Below are 22,086 nucleotides of genomic sequence, written 5' to 3'. Positions count from 1 at the left end.
CGCTCGCGATTACTGGGCCAGCGGCAGCTTCGACTGCGCGACGTGGGAGAGGAGGTTTTCCACGGAAACGTGCATCACGTCCGTGAAAGGCTTCGGATAAAGACCCATCAGCAGCGTGAACGCGGCGAGCACGGCCAGCATCAGGAATTCGCGACGGCCGATGTCCTTCAGCTTGGCAACGTGATCGTTCGCCACCGCGCCGAAGTACACGCGCTTGTACATCCACAGCGTGTAGGCCGCACCGAGGATCAGCGTGAACGCCGCGCCGAAGGCGATCCAGAAGTTGTACTGGACGGCCGCGAGAATCACCATGAACTCGCCGACGAAACCCGACGTACCCGGCAGGCCGCAGTTGGCCATCGAGAACAGCATCGCGAATGCCGCGAACTTCGGCATCACGTTGACGACGCCGCCGTAATCGGCGATCTGGCGCGAGTGCACGCGGTCGTACAGCACGCCGATGCAGAGGAACATCGCGCCCGACACGAAGCCGTGCGAGATCATCTGGATGATCGCGCCTTCGACGCCGAGCTGGTTGAAGATGAAGAAGCCGAGCGTGACGAAGCCCATGTGCGCGATCGACGAATACGCGACCAGCTTCTTCATGTCGGCCTGCACCATCGCGACGAGGCCGATGTAGATCACCGCGATCAGCGACAGCGTGATCACGACCGGTGCCAGGAAGTGGCTCGCGTCAGGCGTGATCGGCAGCGAGAAGCGCAGGAAACCGTAGGCGCCGAGCTTCAGCATGATCGCGGCCAGCACGACCGAGCCGCCCGTCGGCGCTTCCACGTGCGCGTCCGGCAGCCACGTGTGCACCGGCCACATCGGCACCTTCACCGCGAAGGCGAGGAAGAAGGCGATGAACAACAGGATCTGCGGCGTCATCGCGATCTTCGCGTTCTGCCACGTCGCGAGGTCGAACGAGTGCGTTTCCGTGTACAGGTAGATCAGCGCGACCAGCATCAGCAGCGAGCCGGCCAGCGTGTACAGGAAGAACTTGAACGCCGCGTACACGCGGTTCGGGCCGCCCCACACGCCGATGATGATGTACATCGGGATCAGGGTCGCCTCGAAGAACACGTAGAACAGCAGGCCGTCGGCCGCCGAGAACACGCCGATCATGATCCCGGACAGGATCAGGAACGCCGCGAGGTACTGCGCGACGTTCTCGGTGATCACTTCCCACGCGGCGATCACGACGATCACCGTGATCAGCGCGGTCAGCACGACGAACCACATCGAGATACCGTCGACGCCGAGGTGATACGCGATGTCGAAGCGTTCGATCCAGGTCGACTTCTCGACGAACTGCAGCGCGGCCGTGCTCGAGTCGAAGCCCGTGATCAGCGGGATCGTGACCGCGAGACCGAGCAGCGAGCCGATCAGCGCGATCCAGCGGGCCGTCCCCGGATTTTTGTCGTTACCTACCGCGAGTACCAGGAGGCCGAAAACGATCGGCAACCAGATCGCGGTACTGAGAATCGGAAAAGCGTGCATTGTTCTTGTCCCCTCGCCTTATTTGCCGCCGAGCGTTACAAACAGGGTCAGGAGCCCCAGCATGCCGATGATCATGGCGAACGCGTAGTGATAGATGTAACCGGATTGGAGGAAGCGGATCACGCCGGCGAACCAGCCGATGAACCGGGCGCTGCCGTTGACGAGGCCGTCGATCACCACGACGTCGCCTTCCTTCCACAGGCCGCGGCCGATCGCCACCGAACCACGGGCGAACACCACTTCGTTGATCTTGTCCAGGTAGTACTTGTTGTCCAGCAGCGTGTAGATCGGGCCGAACGCGCGGCGGATCGACGCCGGCAGTTCCGGACGCTTCAGGTACAGGAACCAGGCGACCACGACGCCGGCGAGCGCGAGCCAGACCGGCAGGCCCGACACCGAGTGCAGGCCCATGCCCACCCAGCCGTGGAACTCTTCGGCCATCTCGGCGAGCGCCGGGTGGTTTTCGCCGATGAAGATCACCTTGTCGAAGGCGACGCCATGCTGGAAGAAATCGCCGAACAGCATCGGGCTGATCGCGATCGCACCGATGATCACCGACGGGATCGCCAGCAGGACCAGCGGCACCCACACGACCCACGGGGTCTCGTGCGGCTCGTGCGCGTGGTCGTCATGACCGTGGCCATGGCCGTGATCGTCGTGGCCGTGCGCGGCCGCCATGCCCATCGGCGACTCCGGATGCTTCGGCTTGCGGAAGCGCTCCTCGCCGTGGAACACCAGGAAGTACATGCGGAACGAGTACAGCGCCGTGACGAACACGCTCGCGACGACCGCGAAGTACGCGAAGCCCGAACCCGGCAGGTGCGACAGCTTCACCGCGTCGATGATCGAATCCTTCGAGTAGAAGCCCGAGAAGAACGGCGTGCCGATCAGCGCGAGCGAACCGACGAGCGACGTGATCCACGTGATCGGCATGTACTTGCGCAGGCCGCCCATGTTGCGCATGTCCTGGTCGTGGTGCATGCCCATGATGACCGAGCCGGCGCCGAGGAACAGCAGCGCCTTGAAGAACGCGTGCGTCATCAGGTGGAACACGGCGACCGGGTAGGCGGACACGCCGAGCGCGACGGTCATGTAGCCGAGCTGCGACAGCGTCGAGTACGCGACCACGCGCTTGATGTCGTTCTGGACGATGCCGAGGAAGCCCATGAAGAGCGCCGTGATCGCGCCGATCACCGTGATGAACGACAGCGCGGTATCCGACAGCTCGAACAGCGGCGACATGCGCGACACCATGAAGATGCCGGCCGTCACCATCGTCGCCGCGTGAATCAGCGCCGAAATCGGCGTCGGACCTTCCATCGAGTCCGGCAGCCACACGTGCAGCGGGAACTGTGCCGACTTGCCCATCGCGCCGATGAACAGGCAGATACAGGCCACGGTCAGCAGGCCCCAGTCGGTGCCCGGGAAGTGCAGGCTCGCGAGTTCCGCGCGCTTCGCGAACACTTCGCCGTAGTTCATCGAGCCGGCGAACGCGAGCAGCAGGCCGATGCCGAGCAGGAAGCCGAAGTCGCCCACGCGGTTCACGAGGAACGCCTTCATGTTCGCGTAGATCGCGCTCTCACGCGTGAAGTAGAAGCCGATCAGCAGGTACGACACCAGACCCACCGCTTCCCAGCCGAAGAACAGCTGCAGGAAGTTGTTGCTCATCACGAGCATCAGCATCGAGAACGTGAACAGCGAGATGTACGAGAAGAAGCGCTGGTAGCCGTCTTCTTCCGCCATGTAGCCGATCGTGTACACGTGCACCATCAGCGAGACGAAGGTCACGACGACCATCATCATCGCGGTCAGCGAATCGACGAGGAAGCCGACTTCGAGTTTCAGCGAGCCGACGTTCATCCATTCGTAGACGGTCGCGTTGAAGCTTGCGCCGCCCATCACGTCGAGGAAGACTTTCGCCGACAGGAGGAACGCGATCATCACGCCGAGGATCGTGATCCGGTGTGCGCCCTTGCGCCCGACTGCGTTCCCGAACAGCCCCGCAATCAGCGAGCCGGCCAGCGGAGCGAGCGGAATCGCCAGCAGCAGGTTTTCATTGAGTGTCGTTGACATAACAGCGTTGCCTGAAATTAACCTTTGAGCTGATCGAGATCCTCGACATTGATCGTGTCGAGCTTACGGAACAGGGTCACCAGAATCGCAAGACCGATCGCGGCTTCCGCTGCCGCGACGGTCAGCACGAAGAACACGAAGATCTGGCCGTGCACGTCGCCGAGGTAATGCGAGAACGCGACGAAGTTGGTATTCACCGCCAGCAGCATCAGTTCGATCGACATCAGGATGATGATGACGTTGCGGCGGTTCAGGAAGATCCCGACGATCGCGATCGCAAACAGGATCGCGCCGAGCACAAGGTAGTGAGCAAGAGTCAGCATGATTTTCTTTTCCTCCGCTTAGCCGTTGGTGCCCGAACCGGCTTCGCTCTGCGCCGTTTCCGGCTGCGGCTTGTCCGCTTCCATCTTCACGAGGCGCACGCGGTCGTTGCGGCGCACCTTGACCTGATCCGACACGCGCTGGCGCTTGCTGTCCTTGCCCTTGCGCTCGGTCAGCCCGATCGCGGCGATGATCGCGACCAGCAGCACGAGACCGGCGATTTCGAACGCGAAGATGTAGTCGGTGTAGATGACCTTGCCGATCAGGCGCGTGTTCGACCAGTTGGCCATCTCGCCCGTCGCCATCGCATGCACGGTGTGCGTGTCGCCGTAACCGCGCCACAGGATCAGCGCGGTCTCGATCACGATGATCGCGCCGACCACGGTCGCCATCGGCACGAAGCGCTTGAAGTCGCGGCGCAGGTAGTCGATGTTGATATCCAGCATCATCACGACGAACAGGAACAGCACCATCACGGCGCCCACGTAGACCAGCACCAGCAGGATCGCGAGGAACTCCGCTTCCAGCAGCATCCAGATCGCGGCGGCGTTGAAGAACGCCAGCACAAGGAAAAGCGCAGACGCCACCGGGTTGCGCGAAGTGATCACCTTCAGCCCTGATACCACCAGGAGCAGCGCGAAGATGTAGAACAGTACGGTCGTGAATTCCATGATTACCGGTTCATCGTTAGGCCATAGTCAGGCGCGACTTGCGGGACGCTCTCGCGTGCCGCACCTGTCGCGGCGGCTCGGCCCTGGCTGCGGGCCGGCACTGCAAACACAATCAACGATACGGCGCGTCGGCAGCCTTCGCCGCGGCGATGTCCTTCTCGTAGCGATCGCCCACCGCGAGCAGCATTTCCTTCGTGAAATACAGGTCGCCGCGCTTTTCGCCGTGGTACTCGAGAATCTGCGTCTCGACGATCGAATCGACCGGGCAGCTCTCTTCGCAGAAACCGCAGAAGATGCACTTCGTCAGGTCGATGTCGTAGCGCGTCGTGCGGCGCGTGTTGTCCGCGCGCGTTTCCGATTCGATCGTGATCGCCATCGCGGGGCACACGGCCTCGCACAGCTTGCACGCGATGCAGCGCTCTTCGCCGTTTTCGTAGCGGCGCAGTGCATGCAGCCCGCGGAAACGCGGCGAGATCGGGGTCTTCTCTTCCGGGAACTGCACGGTGAACTTGCGCTTGAACGTGTAACGACCGGTCAGCGCGAGCCCCTTCAGCAGCTCGGTCAGGAAGAAGGTCTTAAAGAAGTGTTGGATAGCCGTCATGATTTCGTCCTTACTTCACCCAGATGTTCAGCGGCGACATCATCCAGCAGCCGACCACGACCACCCAGATCACCGTGACGGGCAGGAACACCTTCCAGCCCAGACGCATGATCTGGTCGTAACGGTAGCGCGGGAACGTCGCGCGGACCCAGATGAACACCGACAGCAGTGCGAATACCTTCAGCACCAGCCAGAAGATGCCCGGGATGAACGACAGGAATTCGAACGGCGCATCCCAGCCGCCGAGGAACAGCGTCGCAGCCAGCGCCGAGATCACGATCATGTTGATGTACTCGGCGAGGAAGAACAGCGCGAACGCCATGCCCGAGTAGTCGATCATGTGACCCGCGACGATTTCCGACTCCCCTTCCACCACGTCGAACGGGTGGCGGTTCGTTTCGGCGATGCCCGAGATGAAGTACACGACGAACGCCGGCAGCAGCGGCAGCCAGTTCCACGACAGGAAGTTCACGCCGTGGCCGGCGAAGAAGCCGTGCTGTTGCGAACCGACGATCTCCGACAGGTTCAGGCTGCCGGCCGTCATCAGCACGAGCACCAGCGCGAAGCCCATCGAGATTTCGTACGACACCATCTGTGCCGCGGCGCGCATCGCGCCGAGGAACGCGTACTTCGAGTTCGATGCCCAGCCCGCGAGAATCACCGCGTACACGCCGATCGACGAGATCGCCATCGCGTACAGCAGGCCCGCGTTCACGTTCGCGAGGACCGCTTCGGCCTGGAACGGGATCACGGCCCACACGGCGAATGCCGGCACGACGGTCATCACCGGCGCGATCAGGTACAGCCAGCGGCTGGCGGCGCTCGGCTGAATGACTTCCTTCAGCAGCAGCTTCAGCACGTCGGCGATCGGCTGCAGCAGGCCGCCGGGGCCGACGCGGTTCGGGCCGAGACGCACGTGCATCCAGCCGATCAGCTTGCGTTCCCACAGAATCAGGTACGCGACGCACAGCAGGATGACGACGGAGACGACGAGGATGCGCACGACTGCCCACACCGTCGGCCACGCGAAGCCGAGAAGCTCGGCCCCGCCCGCGTTGATCGTATCGAACAAGCTCATTTACGCCTTCTCCACCACCAGTTCACCGGACAGGCTGCCGAGCGCTGCGCCGGCAGGCGTCGCCGCCGACACGCGAACGACCGTCTCCGCAAGATTCGCGTCGCGCACGGCCGGCAACTGCACCGCACGCTCGCCCTGGCGCACGCGCACGGCGTCGCCTTCCTTCAAGCCCAGCTTGTCGAACAGCGCGGCCGGCAGGGCTGCGGCATTCGCCGCCTTCGCGGCAGCCGTCAGGTGCAGCGCACCCGCGCGGCGCACGAGCGCGTCGGCGTGATAGATCGGCACATCGGCCAGGCGCTCGAAACCGCCGTTCGCGGCATTCGCCGCGGCACGCACCGGCGCGACCGACGTTTGGTTCGACAGACGGCCCGCGACGCCGGCGTCGCCGAGCGCGGCGAGACGCACTTCTTCCGCGGTCTCGTATTCGAAGTTCGGCAGGCCGAGCAGGCTGCCGAGCACGCGCAGCACCTTCCAGCCCGGACGCGTGTCGCCGAGCGGGCGCACGACGCCGTTGAAGCTCTGCACGGTGCCTTCCGCGTTCACGTACGTGCCGGCCGTTTCGGTGAACGGCGCAACCGGCAGCAGCACGTCGGCGTAGTCGAGGCCGTGCTTGAACGGCGACATCACGACGACCATTTCCGCCTGGTTCAGCGCGGCCAGCGCCTGGGCCGGATCGGCCGTGTCGAATTCCGGCTCGACGTTCAGCAGCACGTAGCCCTTGCGCGGCTGCGCGAACGCTTCGCGTGCGTTCAGGCCGCCTTCGCCCGGCAATGCGCCGACGACGTGCGCGCCGACCGTGTTCGCCGCTTCCGTCAGGAAGCCGAACGTGGCGCCGGTGTTGTCGGCGATCCACTTGGCGACGGCATGCAGCTTCGCGAATTCGGGGTGGCGGACCGCGACGTTGCCGAGCAGCACCGCGCGGCGTTCGCCGTTCGACAGCGACTGCGCGACAGCCTGCGCGGCCGGCGATGCGGTGACGCCTGCCAGCGCGTCGGGCAGCGCGACGCCGCGCAGTTGCGCGATGGCCGCGGCGATGCCGGCCAGCTCGTCGAGCCACGCGGACGGTGCGGCCACGATGCGTTGCGCGGCCGGGATCAGTGCGTCGTCAGCGGTCGCGTGCAGGAAATGCAGCTTCGCGCCGTTCTTCGCGGCCTGACGCAGGCGCGACGCGAACAGCGGGTGGTCGCGGCGCAGGAACGAACCGACGACGAACGCGGCGTCCACGTTCGACAGGTCGGCGATCGGCATGCCGAGCCACGGCGCGCCCTGGACCGGCGCCGAGAAATCCTGCTGACGCAGACGGAAGTCGACGTTCGGCGTCTTCAGTTCGTTGGCGAGCTGCTTCACGAGGAACAGCTCTTCAGCGGTGCTGTGCGCGCTCGCGAGCATCGCCAGCGCGTTCGCGCCGTGATCCGCGGCGATGCCCTTCAGGCCCTTCGCGACGTATTCGAGCGCGGTCTGCCAGTCGGTTTCGATCCACTGGCCGCCCTGCTTCAGCATCGGCTTCGTCAGGCGCTCTTCGCTGTTGAGGCCTTCATACGAGAAGCGGTCCTTGTCCGAGATCCAGCATTCGTTGATCGCTTCGTTCTCGAACGGCAGCACGCGCATCACGCGGTTGTTCTTCACCTGCACGACGAGGTTCGCGCCGACGGAATCGTGCGGGCTCACCGACTTGCGGCGCGACAGCTCCCACGTACGGGCGCTGTAGCGGAACGGCTTGCTGGTCAGCGCGCCGACCGGGCACAGGTCGATCATGTTGCCCGACATTTCGGAATCGACCGTCTTGCCGACGAACGTCGTGATTTCCGAGTGCTCGCCGCGGCCCAGCATGCCGAACTCCATCACGCCGGCGATTTCCTGGCCGAAGCGGACGCAGCGCGTGCAGTGGATGCAGCGCGACATTTCTTCCATCGAGATCAGCGGGCCCACGTTCTTGTGGAACACCACGCGCTTTTCTTCCGAGTAGCGCGACGACGACTTGCCGTAGCCGACCGCCAGATCCTGCAGCTGGCATTCGCCGCCCTGATCGCAGATCGGGCAATCGAGCGGGTGATTGATGAGGAGGAATTCCATCACCGACTGCTGCGCCTTCACGGCCTTGTCGGACTGCGTGTGGACGATCATGCCGGCCGACACGGGGGTCGCGCAGGCAGGCACGGCCTTCGGCATCTTCTCGACTTCGACGAGACACATCCGGCAGTTGGCCGCAACCGACAGTTTCTTGTGATAGCAGAAGTGAGGAATGTACGTATCCGCCTTGTGCGCAGCCTGGATCACCATGCTGCCTTCGGGCACCTCGACCTTCTTGCCGTCTATTTCAAGTTCAACCATGATGGTGAATGGTCCTTAACCTATTTCCGCCCGTTCGCGCCTTGGCCCGACCGTGCGCTCAAATTCCGCAACCGGGTTCGCTTCAGGCCGCCGCCGCGTGCGCGTGGCCGCCGACCATGCAGTGCTTGTGCTCGACGTGGTACGCGAATTCGTCCCAGTAGTGCTTGAGCATCCCGCGTACCGGCATCGCCGCCGCATCGCCGAGCGCACAGATCGTGCGACCCATGATGTTCTCGGCCACCGAGTTCAGCAGGTCCAGATCTTCCTGGCGGCCTTCGCCGTGCTCGATACGGTTTACGACGCGATACAGCCAGCCGGTGCCTTCACGGCACGGCGTGCACTGGCCGCACGATTCCTCGTAGTAGAAGTACGACAGGCGCAGCAGCGAGCGCACCATGCAGCGCGTCTCGTCCATCACGATCACCGCGCCGGAACCGAGCATCGAGCCCGCCTTCGCGATCGAATCGTAGTCGAGATCCGTCTGCATCATGATGTCGCCCGGGATCACCGGCGCCGACGAGCCGCCCGGAATCACGGCCTTGATCTTCTTGCCGCCGCGCATCCCGCCGGCGAGCTCCATCAGCGTCGCGAACGGCGTGCCGAGCGGCACTTCGTAGTTGCCCGGACGCTCGACGTCGCCCGACACCGAGAAGATCTTCGTGCCGCCGTTGTTCGGCTTGCCGATCTCGAGGTAGTTCTGCGGCCCGATGGACAGCAGGAACGGCACCGCGGCGAACGTCTCGGTGTTGTTGATCGTGGTCGGCTTGCCGTACACGCCGAAGCTCGCCGGGAACGGCGGCTTGAAGCGAGGCTGGCCCTTCTTGCCTTCGAGCGATTCGAGCAGCGCCGTTTCCTCGCCGCAGATGTACGCGCCGTAACCGTGGTGCGCGTGCAGCTGGAACGAGAATTCCGAGCCCATGATGTTGTCGCCGAGGAACCCGGCCGCGCGCGCTTCGTCGAGCGCGGCTTCGAAGCGTCGATACACTTCGAAGATTTCGCCGTGGATGTAGTTGTAGCCGACGGTGATGCCCATCGCGTACGCGCCGATGGCCATGCCTTCGATCAGCGCGTGCGGGTTCCAGCGCAGGATGTCGCGATCCTTGAACGTGCCCGGCTCGCCTTCGTCCGAGTTGCAGACGAGGTACTTCTGCCCCGGGAACTGGCGCGGCATGAAGCTCCACTTCAGGCCGGTCGGGAAGCCCGCACCGCCGCGGCCGCGCAGGCCCGACGCCTTCACGTCGGCGATCACCTGCTCGGGCGGAATCTTTTCTTCGAGAATGCGGCGCAGCTGCTTGTAGCCGCCGCGCGCGACGTAATCTTCGAGATGCCAGTTCTCGCCGTTCAGACCAGCGAGGATCAGCGGTTTGATGTGACGGTCGTGGAGGGACGTCATTTCGAGAGCTCCTCAAGCAGCTGGTCGATCTTCTCGCGGCTCATGAAGCTGCACATTCTGTGATTGTTCACCAGCAGCACCGGCGCATCGCCGCACGAGCCCATGCATTCGCCTTCCTTCAGCGTGAACTTGCCGTCGGGCGTCGTCTCGCCGAAGCCGATGCCGAGCTTCTGTTTCAGGTAGTCGGCAGTCGCTTCCGCGCCGCCGTGCGGGCCGAGCTGGCACGGCAGGTTCGTACAGAGCGTGATCTTGTGCTTGCCGACCGGGTTGAGCTCGTACATCGTGTAGAACGTCGCGACTTCCTGCACGGCAACGGCCGGCATGCCGAGATAGTCCGCGACGAACTGCATCAGTTCGGGCGACAGCCAGCCGTGCTCTTCCTGAGCAACGGCCAACGCCGACATCACGGCGGACTGTTTCTGATCGGCGGGATACTTCGTCAACGCTCGATCGATTTCCTTCAGGCCTTCAGCTGAGATCATTTTCAGACACGACTCTTTCAATTCCTACCGAACGAACAACCTGCCGCACACTGGGGTGCATGGACGGCAGACCTGGCGCTCACTCTGTTGACAGCTTGCGAAGCCGCGCCGGTTCAGCGCGCATCGCGTGTGACTTACTGCTTCGCCGCCCGCTCGCGCGGGCGGCGCAACCATTAGCGATCGATCTCGCCGAACACGATGTCCTGCGTACCGATGATCGTGACGGCGTCGGCGATCATGTGACCGCGCGCCATTTCGTCGAGCGACGCCAGGTGCGCGAAACCCGGCGCGCGAATCTTGAGGCGATACGGCTTGTTGGCGCCGTCCGACACGAGGTAGATGCCGAATTCACCCTTCGGATGCTCGACCGCCGCGTACGCTTCGCCTTCCGGCACATGGAAACCTTCGGTGAAGAGCTTGAAGTGGTGAATCAAGTCTTCCATGTTGGTCTTCATGCCGACGCGCGACGGCGGGGCAACCTTGTGATTGTCCGTCATCACCGGGCCCGGATTCTTGCGGAGCCACTCAATACACTGTTTCGCGATGCGGATCGACTGGCGCATTTCCTCGACGCGCACCAGATAGCGGTCGTAGCAATCGCCGTTCACGCCGACCGGCACGTCGAAATCCATGCGATCGTACACTTCGTACGGCTGCTTCTTGCGCAGATCCCAGGCGATACCCGAGCCGCGCAGCATCGGGCCCGTCAGGCCCATCTGCAGCGCACGTTCCGGGCTGACCACGCCGATCCCGACCAGGCGCTGTTTCCAGATCCGGTTGTCGGTGAGCAGCGTTTCGTATTCGTCGACGCACTTCGGGAAGCGCGTGAAGAAGTCGTCGATGAAGTCGAGCACCGAGCCGCTGCGCGCTTCGTTCATCTTCGCGAGCGCCTTCTCGTTGCGAATCTTCGACGCCTTGTATTGCGGCATCACGTCAGGCAGGTCGCGGTAGACGCCGCCCGGACGGTAGTACGCCGCGTGCATCCGGGCGCCGGACACCGCTTCGTACACGTCCATCAGGTCTTCGCGTTCGCGGAAGGCGTACAGGAACACGGCCATCGCGCCGACGTCGAGCGCATGCGCGCCGATCCACATCAGGTGGTTCAGCACGCGCGTGATCTCGTCGAACAGCACGCGGATGTACTGCGCGCGCTCCGGCACTTCAATGCCGAGCAGCTTCTCGATCGCGAGCACGTAGCCGTGCTCGTTGACCATCATCGACACGTAGTCGAGACGGTCCATGTACGGCACGGACTGGATGAAGGTCTTGGATTCCGCGAGCTTTTCCGTCGCGCGGTGCAGCAGGCCGATGTGCGGATCGGCACGCTGGATGACTTCGCCGTCGAGCTCGAGCACGAGGCGCAGCACGCCGTGCGCTGCCGGGTGCTGCGGGCCGAAGTTGAGCGTGTAGTTCTTGATTTCTGCCATGACGCCCCCTTAATGTTTCAGACCGCCATAGCGATCCTCGCGGATCACGCGCGGCGTGATTTCGCGCGGCTCGATCGTCACCGGCTGGTACACGACCCGCTTCTCTTCCGGGTCGTAACGCATTTCGACGTAGCCCGACACCGGGAAGTCCTTGCGGAACGGGTGGCCGATGAAGCCGTAGTCGGTGAGGATGCGGCGCAGGTCGGGGTGGCCTTCGAACACGATGCCATACAGGTCGAACGCTTCGCGCTCGTACCAGTTCGCGGAGGTCCAGGTGTCGACCAGCGATGCCACGATCGGCAGGTCGTCGTCCGGCGCGAATACGCGCAGGCGCAGGCGCCAGTTGTTCGTGACCGACAGCAGGTGCGACACGGCCGCGAAGCGCGGGCCGTCGTAGGCACCGTCGCCGAAGGTCTGGTAATCGACACCGCAGAGGTCGAGCAACTGCTCGAATCGGAGCTTCGGATCGTCGCGCAGCGTCTTTGCGACTTCGAGGTAATCGCTCGCCTTCACGACGAGCGTCAGTTCACCGATCGCTTCGGTGAGGCTCACCACGCGCGCGCCGAGCGCGGCTTCGAGGTTTGCCTTGAGGGTCTCGATTTTGCTTGCCATATTGAGGGGACGCTCGGGGCTTTATTGACGGGCAATGGTGTTGGTGCGACGGATCTTCGCCTGAAGCTGGATCACGCCGTAGACCAACGCCTCGGCCGTGGGCGGACAGCCCGGCACGTAGACGTCGACCGGCACGATCCGGTCGCAGCCGCGAACCACCGAATACGAGTAGTGGTAATAACCACCGCCGTTCGCGCACGACCCCATCGAGATCACCCAGCGCGGCTCGGCCATCTGGTCGTACACGCGGCGCAGCGCGGGCGCCATCTTGTTGCAGAGCGTGCCGGCGACGATCATCACGTCCGACTGACGCGGACTCGGACGGAACACGACGCCGAACCGGTCCAGGTCATAACGGGCCGCGCCCGCATGCATCATCTCGACGGCGCAACACGCGAGCCCGAACGTCATCGGCCACAGCGAGCCGGTACGCGTCCAGTTGATCAGCTTGTCAGCCGTCGTGGTGACAAACCCTTCCTTCAAGACCCCTTCGATACTCATTTGCTTTCCACTCCAGACGAGCGACCGAGCGTGGCCGCCCATGCAAACCGGCGATTAACCCATCACTCCCAGTCGAGCCCGCCTTTCTTCCAGATATAGGCAAAGCCCAGCAGGAATTCGAGCAGAAAAATCATCATTGCGATGAAACCCGGCCAGCCGATGTCCCGGAGCGCGACGCCCCACGGGAACAGGAATGCGGTTTCGAGATCGAAGATGATGAACAGGATGGCGACGAGGTAATACCGGACGTCGAATTTCATCCGGGCGTCTTCAAAGGCTTCGAAGCCGCACTCGTATGGTGCGTTCTTCTCGACGTCCGGCTTGTTGGGACCCAGGAGCTTGCCGATGCTGACCAGCGCTATACCTAAACCAGTGCCCACGAGAAGGAACAACAAGACGGGGTAATAGGCTGCGAGGTTCAAGGCAATCCTCTATCGGTTGGTTCTGAGCGTCCGGAGAATACCACTTCCGGCGGAAGGAATCATTTCGGAGTGCAGGCGATCGCAAGACAACCGCAAGCACACCCCAGAAATGAAAAATGCCAGCCACTAGAAGCGGCTGGCATTGAGTAACTTTGGTGCCGACGGCGAGACTCGAACTCGCACAGCTTTCGCCACTACCCCCTCAAGATAGCGTGTCTACCAATTTCACCACGTCGGCACTGCATGCAACTCGGGTTGTGCTGCTTGTTTCCCGCGAATCGCTTCAAGAATTAAATTCTAACCCGAGTTCCAGATTTGTTCAACGCACAACCGCAAAAAAATTAACTTTTTATTTCGGGACATCCTGGCCCGGCGCGCTTGCCGCCGAGCCCGCGACGGCCGCGGATGCCGCGACGGCCGGCGTCGATGCTGCAGGTGCCGGCGCGGTCGCTGCCGAGCCGAGCACGCCGGCCGACGGCGTCGATTTGTACGAACCGAGATACGTCAGCGCGAGCGTCGCGACGAAGAAAATCGTCGCGAGGATGCCCGTCGTGCGCGACAGGAAGTTCGCCGAGCCCGTCGCACCGAACAGGCTGCCCGACGCGCCGCTGCCGAACGCGGCGCCCATGTCGGCACCCTTGCCGTGCTGCAGCAGCACGAGACCAATCACACCGAGCGCAGACAGTACCTGCACCACAATAATCAGCGTCTTGAATAACAGCATCACACCCACCCGATTGGATCGGGCGACCGGACCGTCCGGCCGCCGTCATGGTTCAATTCGATCTCGGACCGCTTATCGCGCGGCCCGGCAGATCGCCAGGAAATCTTCCGCCTTCAGCGACGCGCCGCCGATCAGGCCGCCGTCGATGTCCGGCTGCGCGAACAGCTCTTCCGCGTTGTCCGGCTTCACGCTGCCGCCGTACAGCACGGACACGTCCTCCGCCCCCTTCGCCGCGAGACGCGCGCGCAGGAACGCGTGCACGTCCTGCGCCTGCGCCGACGTCGCGCTCCTGCCCGTGCCGATCGCCCAGACCGGTTCGTACGCGACGACGATGCGCGCGGCCTCGTCAGCCGTCAGCACGGCCAGCACCGCGTCGAGCTGCGCACCGACGACCTGCTCGGTCGCGCCCGATTCGCGCTCGTCGAGCGTCTCGCCGACGCACACGACCGGCGTGAGCCCGGCTGCGAGCGCGCGCCGCGTCTTCGCCGCGACCGTCTCGTTGCTTTCGCCGTGATACGCGCGACGCTCCGAGTGACCGACGATCGCATAACGCGCGCCGAACTCGGCGACCATCGCGGCCGCCACTTCGCCGGTGAACGCGCCCTGTTCGTGCGCGGACACGTCCTGCGCGCCGAAGACGACACGACCGTCACCCAGCTGCGCCTGAACCTGCGCGAGATACGGGAACGGCACGCACACGCCGACCGACGTATCGGCCGCCACCGCGCCCGCGCCCTGCACCACTTCGTTCAGCAACGCCTGGTTGCCGGCCAGCCGGCCGTGCATCTTCCAGTTGCCGATCACCCGCTTCGTTCTCTGTTTCGACATCGTGTCTGTCTCGTCACCGCTGTGTCATTGACGCGCCGGAAACCGGCCGTCAGGTTTGATCTGGCGAAGCAAACCCGCGATTTTACTGCGCACGGCTTGAACCGGTCAAACCGCGCATGTCAAGTCCGGCCACGCGGGCCGTCAGGCGTTCGTACCCCAATCGAGCACGATCTTGCCGGTGTGCTCGCTGCTTTCCATCAGAGCATGCGCCTGCGCGGCGTCCGCGGCCGGCAACACGCGGTAGATCACCGGCTTGATGCGCCCGTCGGCGATCAGCGGCCACACGCGCGCCTTCAGTTGCGCGGCGATGCGCGCCTTGAACTCGACCGGACGCGGGCGCAGCGTCGAACCCGTGACGGTCAGCCGGCGGCGCAGGATCTCGCTCAGGTTGACGTCGGCCTTCGCGCCGCCGAGCAGCGCGATCAGCACGAGACGGCCGCCGTCCGCGAGCGCGGACAGCTCGCGCGGCACGTACGAGCCCGCCACCATGTCGAGGATCACGTCGACGCCGCGATCGTGCGTCAGCGACTTCACGACCTCGACGAAATCCTCGGTCTTGTAGTTGATCGCGCGTTCGGCGCCGAGCGCCTCGCACGCGCGGCACTTGTCGGCGGTGCCAGCCGTCGCGAACACGCGAAAGCCGAGCGCGTGCGCGATCTGGATCGCCGTCACGCCGATGCCGCTCGAGCCGCCCTGCACGAGCAGCGTCTCCTGCTCGCCGCCCTCGCCCGCGCCGAGCCGCGCACGGTCGAACACGTTGCTCCACACGGTGAAGAACGTCTCGGGCAGCGACGCGGCCTCGATATCGGTGAGCCCGTCAGGCACCGGCAGGCACTGCGGCAGCGGCGCGACCGCGTATTCGGCATAACCACCGCCCGCGAGCAACGCGCACACGCGATCGCCCAGCTTCAGGCCGAACGGGTTCAGCGCGGCGTCGGACAAGTCGCCGCCGACGATCTCGCCCGCCACCTCGAGGCCCGGCAGATCCGACGCCCCCGGCGGCGGCGCATAGCCGCCCTTGCGCTGGAACACGTCGGGCCGGTTTACACCGGAAGCCGCCACCTTGATCAGCACCTCGCCGCGCTTCGGTTCGGGGCGCGGGCGCTCCGCGAGCTTCAGCACGTCGGGGGCGCCGAATTCGGTGATTTCGATGGCTTTCATGGTGAAGGAGGCTCCAGGATCGGAATCGGATGGCCCGCCCGCGCACGCGGCACGGACGCCTTGCCGGCGCTGCTGCGCCGCACAACGATGCTACAGAAAAAACGGCCGGCACGCTTTCGCACTGCCGGCCGCTGGTCCGCCCGTCCGCTTACTGCTGCGGCGGCGTATCCGACTGCGCTGCCGCGGCGGCTTCGTTCAGCAGCGCCTTGGCCGACAGGCGCACACGGCCCTTCTCGTCCGTCTGAATGACCTTGACCTTGACCTGCTGACCTTCCTTCAGGTAGTCGTTGATGTCCTTCACACGCTCGTTGACGATTTCCGAGATGTGCAGCAGGCCGTCCTTGCCCGGCAGCAGGTTCACGATCGCGCCGAAATCGAGCAGCTTGAGCACCGTGCCTTCGTACACCTGGCCGACTTCGATCTCGGCCGTGATTTGCTCGATGCGCTTCTTCGCTTCGGCCATGCCTTCGCTGCTGGTGCTCGCGATCGTCACGACGCCGTCATCCGAGATGTCGATGGTCGTGCCCGTTTCTTCCGTCAGCGCGCGGATCACCGAACCGCCCTTGCCGATCACGTCGCGGATCTTTTCCGGGTTGATCTTGATCGTGATCATGCGCGGCGCGAATTCCGACAGCTGCGTGTTCGCACCCGAGACCGCCGAGGTCATCTTGCCGAGGATGTGCATGCGGCCTTCCTTCGCCTGCGCGAGCGCGACCTGCATGATTTCCTTCGTGATGCCCTGGATCTTGATGTCCATCTGCAGCGCAGTCACGCCTTGTTCCGTGCCGGCCACCTTGAAGTCCATGTCGCCGAGGTGATCTTCGTCGCCGAGGATGTCGGTCAGCACCGCGAACTTGTTGCCTTCGAGGATCAGGCCCATCGCGATACCCGCGACGTGCGCCTTCATCGGCACGCCGGCGTCCATCAGCGCGAGGCAGCCGCCGCACACCGACGCCATCGACGACGAACCGTTCGACTCGGTGATTTCCGACACGACGCGGATCGAGTAGCCGAATTCGTCGGCGCTCGGCAGGCACTTGACCAGCGCGCGCTTCGCGAGGCGGCCGTGGCCGATTTCGCGGCGCTTCGGCGAGCCGACGCGGCCCGTTTCGCCGGTGGCGAACGGGGGCATGTTGTAGTGGAGCATGAAGCGCTCGCGGTATTCGCCTTCGAGCGCGTCGATGATCTGCTCGTCACCCTTCGTGCCGAGCGTCGCGACGACCAGCGCCTGCGTCTCGCCGCGGGTGAACAGCGCGGAGCCGTGGGTGCGCGGCAGCACGCCGGTGCGGATTTCGATCGGGCGCACGGTGCGCGTGTCGCGGCCGTCGATACGCGGCTCGCCGTTCAGGATCTGCGAACGGACGATCTTTGCCTCGATGTCGAACAGCACGTTGCCGACGGTGGCCTTGTCGGCCGCAGCCGTACCGGCCGCCAGCGCTTCTTCCTCGAGCTTCGCCGAGGTGGCCGAGTAGACTTCCTTCAGCTTCGCCGAACGCGCTTGCTTGTCGCGGAGCTGGTAGGCGGCGAGCAGGTCGTTCTGCGCCAGTTCGGTCACGCGGGCGATCAGCGCCTCGTTCTTCGGCGCCGGCTGCCAGTCCCACTCGGGCTTGCCGCCTTCGCGCACCAGTTCGTGGATCGCGTCGATCGCGACCTGCATCTGCTCGTGACCGAACACGACCGCGCCCAGCATCACTTCTTCCGACAGCTGGTCGGCTTCCGATTCGACCATCAGCACGGCGCGCTCGGTACCCGCGACGACGAGGTCGAGGCTCGATGCCTTGATCTGGTCACGCGTCGGGTTCAGCACGTACGCATTGTCGATGTACGCCACGCGTGCGGCACCGACCGGGCCGTTGAACGGCAGGCCCGACACGGCGAGCGCGGCCGATGCGCCGATCAGCGCGGGGACGTCCGCCGGGATTTCCGGGTTCACGGACAGCACGTGGATCACGACCTGGACTTCGTTGTAGAAGCCTTCCGGGAACAGCGGGCGCAGCGGGCGGTCGATCAGGCGCGACGTCAGCGTCTCATGCTCCGACGGACGGCCTTCGCGGCGGAAGAAGCCGCCCGGGATCTTGCCGGCCGAGTAGGTCTTCTCGAGGTAATCGACGGTCAGCGGGAAGAAATCCTGGCCCGGCTTCGCCGACTTCGCGCCGACGACGGTTGCCAGCACGACGGTGTCTTCGACGTCGACGATCACCGCACCGCTCGCCTGGCGAGCGACTTCACCGGTTTCGAGGCGCACCTTGTGCTGGCCCCACTGGAATTCCTTCACGACCTTGTTGAACATGGACATGGTTGCTCCTTTGTATTCATGCATTTCATTCGCCGCGCCGGCCATCCGGCACGGCGGCGTCTCGACCGAATCACCCGGAGCAAGGTGTGTTTTTTATGCCATTCCAGCGCGGCGCTCGTGCAGCAGCGCGCTGGAATGACACAAATCCTGCCCCGGAATCAGTCGTTGCGGCGGCCCCGCACGAACGTGCCGGACAGCCTGCGATGCGCGTGACGCTACGCACCGCGCAAAAACAAAATGCCTGTATCAGCGGACTGACACAGGCATCTTGCTGGCGGCAATCGCCTCGATTACTTACGCAGACCCAGCTTCTCGATCAGTGCGCGGTAACGGTCGGCATCCTTGCCCTTGAGGTAGTCGAGCAGCTTGCGGCGGCGGCTCACCATGCGCAGCAGGCCGCGGCGGCTGTGGTGATCCTTCGCGTGGGTCTTGAAGTGACCCGTCAGTTCGACGATACGTGCGGTCAGCAGTGCGACCTGGACTTCGGGCGACCCCGTGTCGTTGGTACCGCGGGCGAACTGAGCAACAACTTCCGACTTCTTGATATCTGCAACAGACATGTGATTTCCTTTCTAACTGAACAGGCGGACACGGAAGAATGGCCGTGCCGTGACTTACAACCGGCGGGCATTGTAGCACAACTCCCCGCCGTTCTTACCGCCTCCTGTCACGGACGCGTCATCGAGCACGCCGACGGCATCTCCGTGCGCTGCGCCGGCACCGCCAGCACCGTCCGGAAGCCATAACCCGACCCCTCGTTGTCGAAGCGCACGCCCGGCGCGCCGGCCTTGTCCATCTCCATCACGTAAAGGGGTTGGATCAGCTGGTGATCCTGCGCGCGCATCCGCGACGCATGGAAACCGTCGTCGAACGACAGGCCCTCGAGCGACCGCGCGACCGCGACGGGGTCGGCCGCCCCCGCCCGGTTCATCGCCGCGGCCAGCATCTCGATCATCAGGCTCATGCGCCGCACCGGATAGTCGTCCTGCGCGGCCGGGAAACGGGTCCGGAACGCGCGGTAGAACGCGTCGGATTTCGCGCCGCCCGCATTCGGGTGCCAGTCGGCCACGGCCACGACGCGCCCGACGCCGGCATCGCCAAGGGCGGCCGGCGCACCGAGGCTGTTGCCGTAGAACGTATAGAACTTCGCGTTCAGCCCCTGCTCGCGCGCCGCCTTCACGAGCAGCGTGAGGTCGTTGCCCCAGTTGCCGGTCACGACGGCATCCGCGCCGCTCGCGCGGATTTTCGCGATGTACGGCGAGAAATCCTTGATCCGGCCGATCGGGTGGAATTCGTCGCCGGCGATCGTCACGTCCGGGCGCCGCGCGGCCAGCGCCTGCCGCGCGAGCGTGCTGACGTCGTGACCGAAGCTGTAGTCCTGGTTCAGCAGGTAGACCTTGCGCAGCGCGCGGTCGCGCGCCATCACGTCCGCGAGCGCGGCCATCCGCATCCCCGCGTGCGCGTCGAAGCGGAAATGCCAGAAGCTGCAGCGCGCGCCGGTGAGCGCCGGATCGTCGGCCGAATAGTTCAGGAACAGCATCCGGTTGTCGGGGTCGCGCGCGTTCAGCTTGTCGAGCGCCGCGACCAGCGCGGCCGCGACGGCCGAGCTGTTGCCCTGCGCAACGAAGCCGATATGGCGGTCCGCGGCCGCGCGCAGTTGCACGAGCGCCTCCTCCGGGCTGCCCTTGCTGTCGAGCACGACGAGTTCGAGCGGGTGCGCGCCGTCGCGCAACTTCACGCCGCCCGCCGCGTTGACCTGCTCGACGCCGAAGCGCAGGTTGCGCTCGACCGCCGCGCCCGCGTTCGCGAACGGGCCCGACATCCCTTCGATCAGCGCGATCCGCACCGGCTCGCCGCCGGCGAACGCGGACGCAGCCAGCACCCATCCTGCGCTCAACGCGAGCGCGTACCGCTTCCACCCCTGCATCGGCCACCTGCCCTTCGATTTGCCCGAGAAGCGCGGATCATAGGCCGGCGCGCCCGCCGCCCGCAAGCCTCGCCGCGCCGCCGATCCGCACCGATTTTTTCCGCGCGATGCACCGGCACGCGCCGTCCGTGATACAACGGGGCCTGTTTCCGTGTTCTGGAGGATCCCATGCGCATTCGCATTCCCGCGCGCCTGCCGGTGCTGGTCGCCGGCGCCGCGGCACTGCTGGCCGGTTGCGCGCAACCGTGGCAGCAATACCAGGCCGGCCAGGACGAATCGGCGATCGTCGCGCGCATGGGCCCGCCGCGCGAGATCTACGACCTGCCCGGCGGCGGCAAGCGGCTGATGTGGCCGACCCAGCCGATGGGCGAAATCACGATCGCGGCCGACGTCGACGCGGCCCACAAGATCGTCAACGTGCGCCAGGTGCTGCAGCCGAGCGAGTTCTATCGCGCGGAGATCGGCAAGTGGACGAAGACCGACGTGCTCGTCAATTTCGGACGCCCGGTCGAGACGTCCTACTTCCCGCTGATGAAGCGCGAGGTATGGACGTACCGGTATCTCGAGGACAACGTCTGGTACATGATGTACAGCTTCTATTTCGATCCGCAGGGCATCCTGCGCATCACGCAGAAAACACCGGACCCGATGCACGATCCCGATCGTCGCAACCTGTTCTGACCGATTACGCATTTACGCGCAATTTTCACCATGGCCATTCACGAATTATTGCGTGAATGGCCATTTCGTTTTTTCCGATCCGCTATTTAATTCACGGAATATGACGGAAAACTTTTCCGGTCGATGACATCCCGATGGCAATCCGCTGAACGCCCCGTCATGCGGTCGTCTGCGCGGATACTGTCATGCCCGGTGCCTGTCGTGCGTCGGGTTGGTGCAAGCAATGCACTGCGCCAAATCAATTTGAAACAATTTGTTTCAATGCCACCGGAATGCTAGGGCATACCCCTAATATCAGTCGAAATCCAACCTTTCAATTTAGAAAGAATGGGGTTGCGTCATTTCGATCGATATTGATTTGCCTTTATTACAAAGGAGTCCTCATGAATCGCCCCAAGAGCATGCTGGTTGCCAACATTGCCTGGGCCCGCGAGACGCGTGAACACACGCCCGGTTTCTTCGACGCGCTCGCGCGCGGCCAGAACCCGCGCGTGCTGTGGATCGGCTGCGCCGACAGCCGCGTGCCGGCCGAAACCATCACGCACTGCGCGCCCGGCGAACTGTTCGTCCATCGCAACATCGCGAACCTGTTCCATCCCGACGACGACAACTCCGCCAGCGTGCTCGAGTACGCGGTGCGGGTGCTGAAGGTCGACCACGTGATCGTGTGCGGGCACTACGGCTGCGGCGGCGTGCGCGCATCGCTGCTGCCGCCGCCGGCCGACCTGCCGCACGTCGCGCGCCGCATCGCGCCGCTCTGCGCGCTCGCGCGGCGCCATCGCGACACGCTCGACGGCCTCGACGACACGGCCGCCGCCGACCGCCTCGCCGAACTGAACGTCCTCGAACAGGTGCGGCTGCTGCGCGCATCGCCGATCGTGCGCGGCCGCGAACGGCCGCCGCTCGTGCATGGCTGGATCTTCTCGCTCGCCGACGGTCGCCTGCTGGAGCTCGATTCCGGCTACGCGGCCCCACCCGTCGACGTCGAACCCGCGCTGGCCACGACCGCCGCCGCGCTCGGCTGATTCATCCCCCGCCCCAACGCCCACGAAAACGC

The 22,086-nt window shown here is 64.5% G+C and carries 21 protein-coding genes and 1 tRNA gene; 2 read left to right on the top strand and 20 right to left on the bottom strand.

What is annotated here, in order from left to right; genetic code table 11:
- Positions 1-9 precede the first annotated feature (9 nt).
- From HWX00_RS26950 to HWX00_RS26855, 20 genes are all read right to left on the bottom strand, one after another.
- Entirely contained in the window at positions 10-1,500 is a 1,491-nt protein-coding gene (locus HWX00_RS26950; RefSeq protein ID WP_021162817.1) for an NADH-quinone oxidoreductase subunit M, read from the bottom strand.
- Between the two features lie 18 nt (positions 1,501-1,518).
- Positions 1,519-3,573, bottom strand: a complete 2,055-nt coding sequence (gene nuoL / locus HWX00_RS26945) for an NADH-quinone oxidoreductase subunit L (RefSeq protein WP_034190808.1) — start codon at positions 3,571-3,573, stop codon at positions 1,519-1,521.
- Between the two features lie 17 nt (positions 3,574-3,590).
- Positions 3,591-3,896: an NADH-quinone oxidoreductase subunit NuoK gene (gene nuoK, locus HWX00_RS26940; protein WP_006478272.1), complete on the bottom strand. Its 306-nt coding sequence runs from the start codon at positions 3,894-3,896 to the stop codon at positions 3,591-3,593.
- An 18-nt stretch (positions 3,897-3,914) separates the two neighbouring features.
- Positions 3,915-4,565 carry an NADH-quinone oxidoreductase subunit J gene (locus tag HWX00_RS26935; RefSeq protein ID WP_011545812.1) on the bottom strand — a complete coding sequence of 217 codons (651 nt, stop codon included), beginning with the start codon at positions 4,563-4,565 and terminating at the stop codon, positions 3,915-3,917.
- A gap of 112 nt (positions 4,566-4,677) precedes the next feature.
- Complete coding sequence (gene nuoI / locus HWX00_RS26930; protein ID WP_009691265.1) at positions 4,678-5,166, bottom strand: NADH-quinone oxidoreductase subunit NuoI; 489 nt, start codon at positions 5,164-5,166, stop codon at positions 4,678-4,680.
- 10 nt (positions 5,167-5,176) lie between these two features.
- Positions 5,177-6,244, bottom strand: coding sequence for an NADH-quinone oxidoreductase subunit NuoH (gene nuoH, locus HWX00_RS26925; protein ID WP_034190807.1), 1,068 nt, complete (start codon positions 6,242-6,244; stop codon positions 5,177-5,179).
- Positions 6,245-8,575 carry an NADH-quinone oxidoreductase subunit NuoG gene (gene nuoG / locus HWX00_RS26920; RefSeq protein WP_175028765.1) on the bottom strand — a complete coding sequence of 777 codons (2,331 nt, stop codon included), beginning with the start codon at positions 8,573-8,575 and terminating at the stop codon, positions 6,245-6,247. It lies immediately after the preceding gene.
- 82 nt (positions 8,576-8,657) lie between these two features.
- The gene (nuoF, locus tag HWX00_RS26915; protein WP_006478267.1) at positions 8,658-9,968 is read right to left on the bottom strand and encodes an NADH-quinone oxidoreductase subunit NuoF; all 1,311 of its coding nucleotides are present in this window, start codon (positions 9,966-9,968) and stop codon (positions 8,658-8,660) included.
- Positions 9,965-10,450, bottom strand: coding sequence for an NADH-quinone oxidoreductase subunit NuoE (gene nuoE / locus HWX00_RS26910; RefSeq protein ID WP_006756903.1), 486 nt, complete (start codon positions 10,448-10,450; stop codon positions 9,965-9,967). The genes nuoF and nuoE overlap by 4 nt, the downstream gene beginning before the upstream one ends.
- A gap of 173 nt (positions 10,451-10,623) precedes the next feature.
- The gene (locus tag HWX00_RS26905) at positions 10,624-11,877 is read right to left on the bottom strand and encodes an NADH-quinone oxidoreductase subunit D (RefSeq protein ID WP_034190805.1); all 1,254 of its coding nucleotides are present in this window, start codon (positions 11,875-11,877) and stop codon (positions 10,624-10,626) included.
- A gap of 9 nt (positions 11,878-11,886) precedes the next feature.
- Complete coding sequence (locus HWX00_RS26900; RefSeq protein ID WP_034190804.1) at positions 11,887-12,489, bottom strand: NADH-quinone oxidoreductase subunit C; 603 nt, start codon at positions 12,487-12,489, stop codon at positions 11,887-11,889.
- A gap of 21 nt (positions 12,490-12,510) precedes the next feature.
- On the bottom strand, positions 12,511-12,990 hold the full coding sequence (locus HWX00_RS26895) for a NuoB/complex I 20 kDa subunit family protein (protein ID WP_006398799.1): 480 nt from the start codon (positions 12,988-12,990) through the stop codon (positions 12,511-12,513).
- A gap of 62 nt (positions 12,991-13,052) precedes the next feature.
- Positions 13,053-13,412 (bottom strand): NADH-quinone oxidoreductase subunit A, encoded by a 360-nt coding sequence (locus tag HWX00_RS26890; RefSeq protein WP_006398798.1) that lies wholly within the window; start codon positions 13,410-13,412, stop codon positions 13,053-13,055.
- A gap of 153 nt (positions 13,413-13,565) precedes the next feature.
- Positions 13,566-13,650 (bottom strand) — tRNA-Leu (locus HWX00_RS26885).
- Between the two features lie 111 nt (positions 13,651-13,761).
- Entirely contained in the window at positions 13,762-14,136 is a 375-nt protein-coding gene (secG, locus tag HWX00_RS26880; protein ID WP_034190803.1) for a preprotein translocase subunit SecG, read from the bottom strand.
- Between the two features lie 72 nt (positions 14,137-14,208).
- The gene (gene tpiA, locus HWX00_RS26875) at positions 14,209-14,964 is read right to left on the bottom strand and encodes a triose-phosphate isomerase (protein ID WP_124609493.1); all 756 of its coding nucleotides are present in this window, start codon (positions 14,962-14,964) and stop codon (positions 14,209-14,211) included.
- Between the two features lie 141 nt (positions 14,965-15,105).
- Entirely contained in the window at positions 15,106-16,125 is a 1,020-nt protein-coding gene (locus tag HWX00_RS26870; RefSeq protein ID WP_034190801.1) for an NAD(P)H-quinone oxidoreductase, read from the bottom strand.
- A gap of 148 nt (positions 16,126-16,273) precedes the next feature.
- Positions 16,274-18,421, bottom strand: coding sequence for a polyribonucleotide nucleotidyltransferase (gene pnp / locus HWX00_RS26865; protein ID WP_175028764.1), 2,148 nt, complete (start codon positions 18,419-18,421; stop codon positions 16,274-16,276).
- Positions 18,422-18,711: 290 nt separating this feature from the next.
- The gene (gene rpsO / locus HWX00_RS26860) at positions 18,712-18,981 is read right to left on the bottom strand and encodes a 30S ribosomal protein S15 (RefSeq protein WP_006398792.1); all 270 of its coding nucleotides are present in this window, start codon (positions 18,979-18,981) and stop codon (positions 18,712-18,714) included.
- Positions 18,982-19,088: 107 nt separating this feature from the next.
- Positions 19,089-20,348, bottom strand: a complete 1,260-nt coding sequence (locus tag HWX00_RS26855; RefSeq protein ID WP_175028763.1) for a branched-chain amino acid ABC transporter substrate-binding protein — start codon at positions 20,346-20,348, stop codon at positions 19,089-19,091.
- A gap of 168 nt (positions 20,349-20,516) precedes the next feature.
- On the opposite strand from HWX00_RS26855, the gene HWX00_RS26850 reads away from it, so the two are divergent.
- Positions 20,517-21,029, top strand: coding sequence for a hypothetical protein (locus tag HWX00_RS26850; protein ID WP_034190799.1), 513 nt, complete (start codon positions 20,517-20,519; stop codon positions 21,027-21,029).
- Between the two features lie 383 nt (positions 21,030-21,412).
- A complete protein-coding gene (locus HWX00_RS26845; protein ID WP_034190798.1) occupies positions 21,413-22,054 on the top strand; it encodes a carbonic anhydrase in 642 nt (213 codons plus the stop codon).
- The last annotated feature ends 32 nt before the right edge of the window (positions 22,055-22,086 follow it).

It is taken from the genome of Burkholderia seminalis DSM 23518 (assembly GCF_902832885.1).
Taxonomy (GTDB): Bacteria; Pseudomonadota; Gammaproteobacteria; order Burkholderiales; family Burkholderiaceae; genus Burkholderia; species Burkholderia seminalis.
Note: the sequence above shows the minus strand (reverse complement) of the source record. Positions and strands in the feature narration are given on the sequence as shown.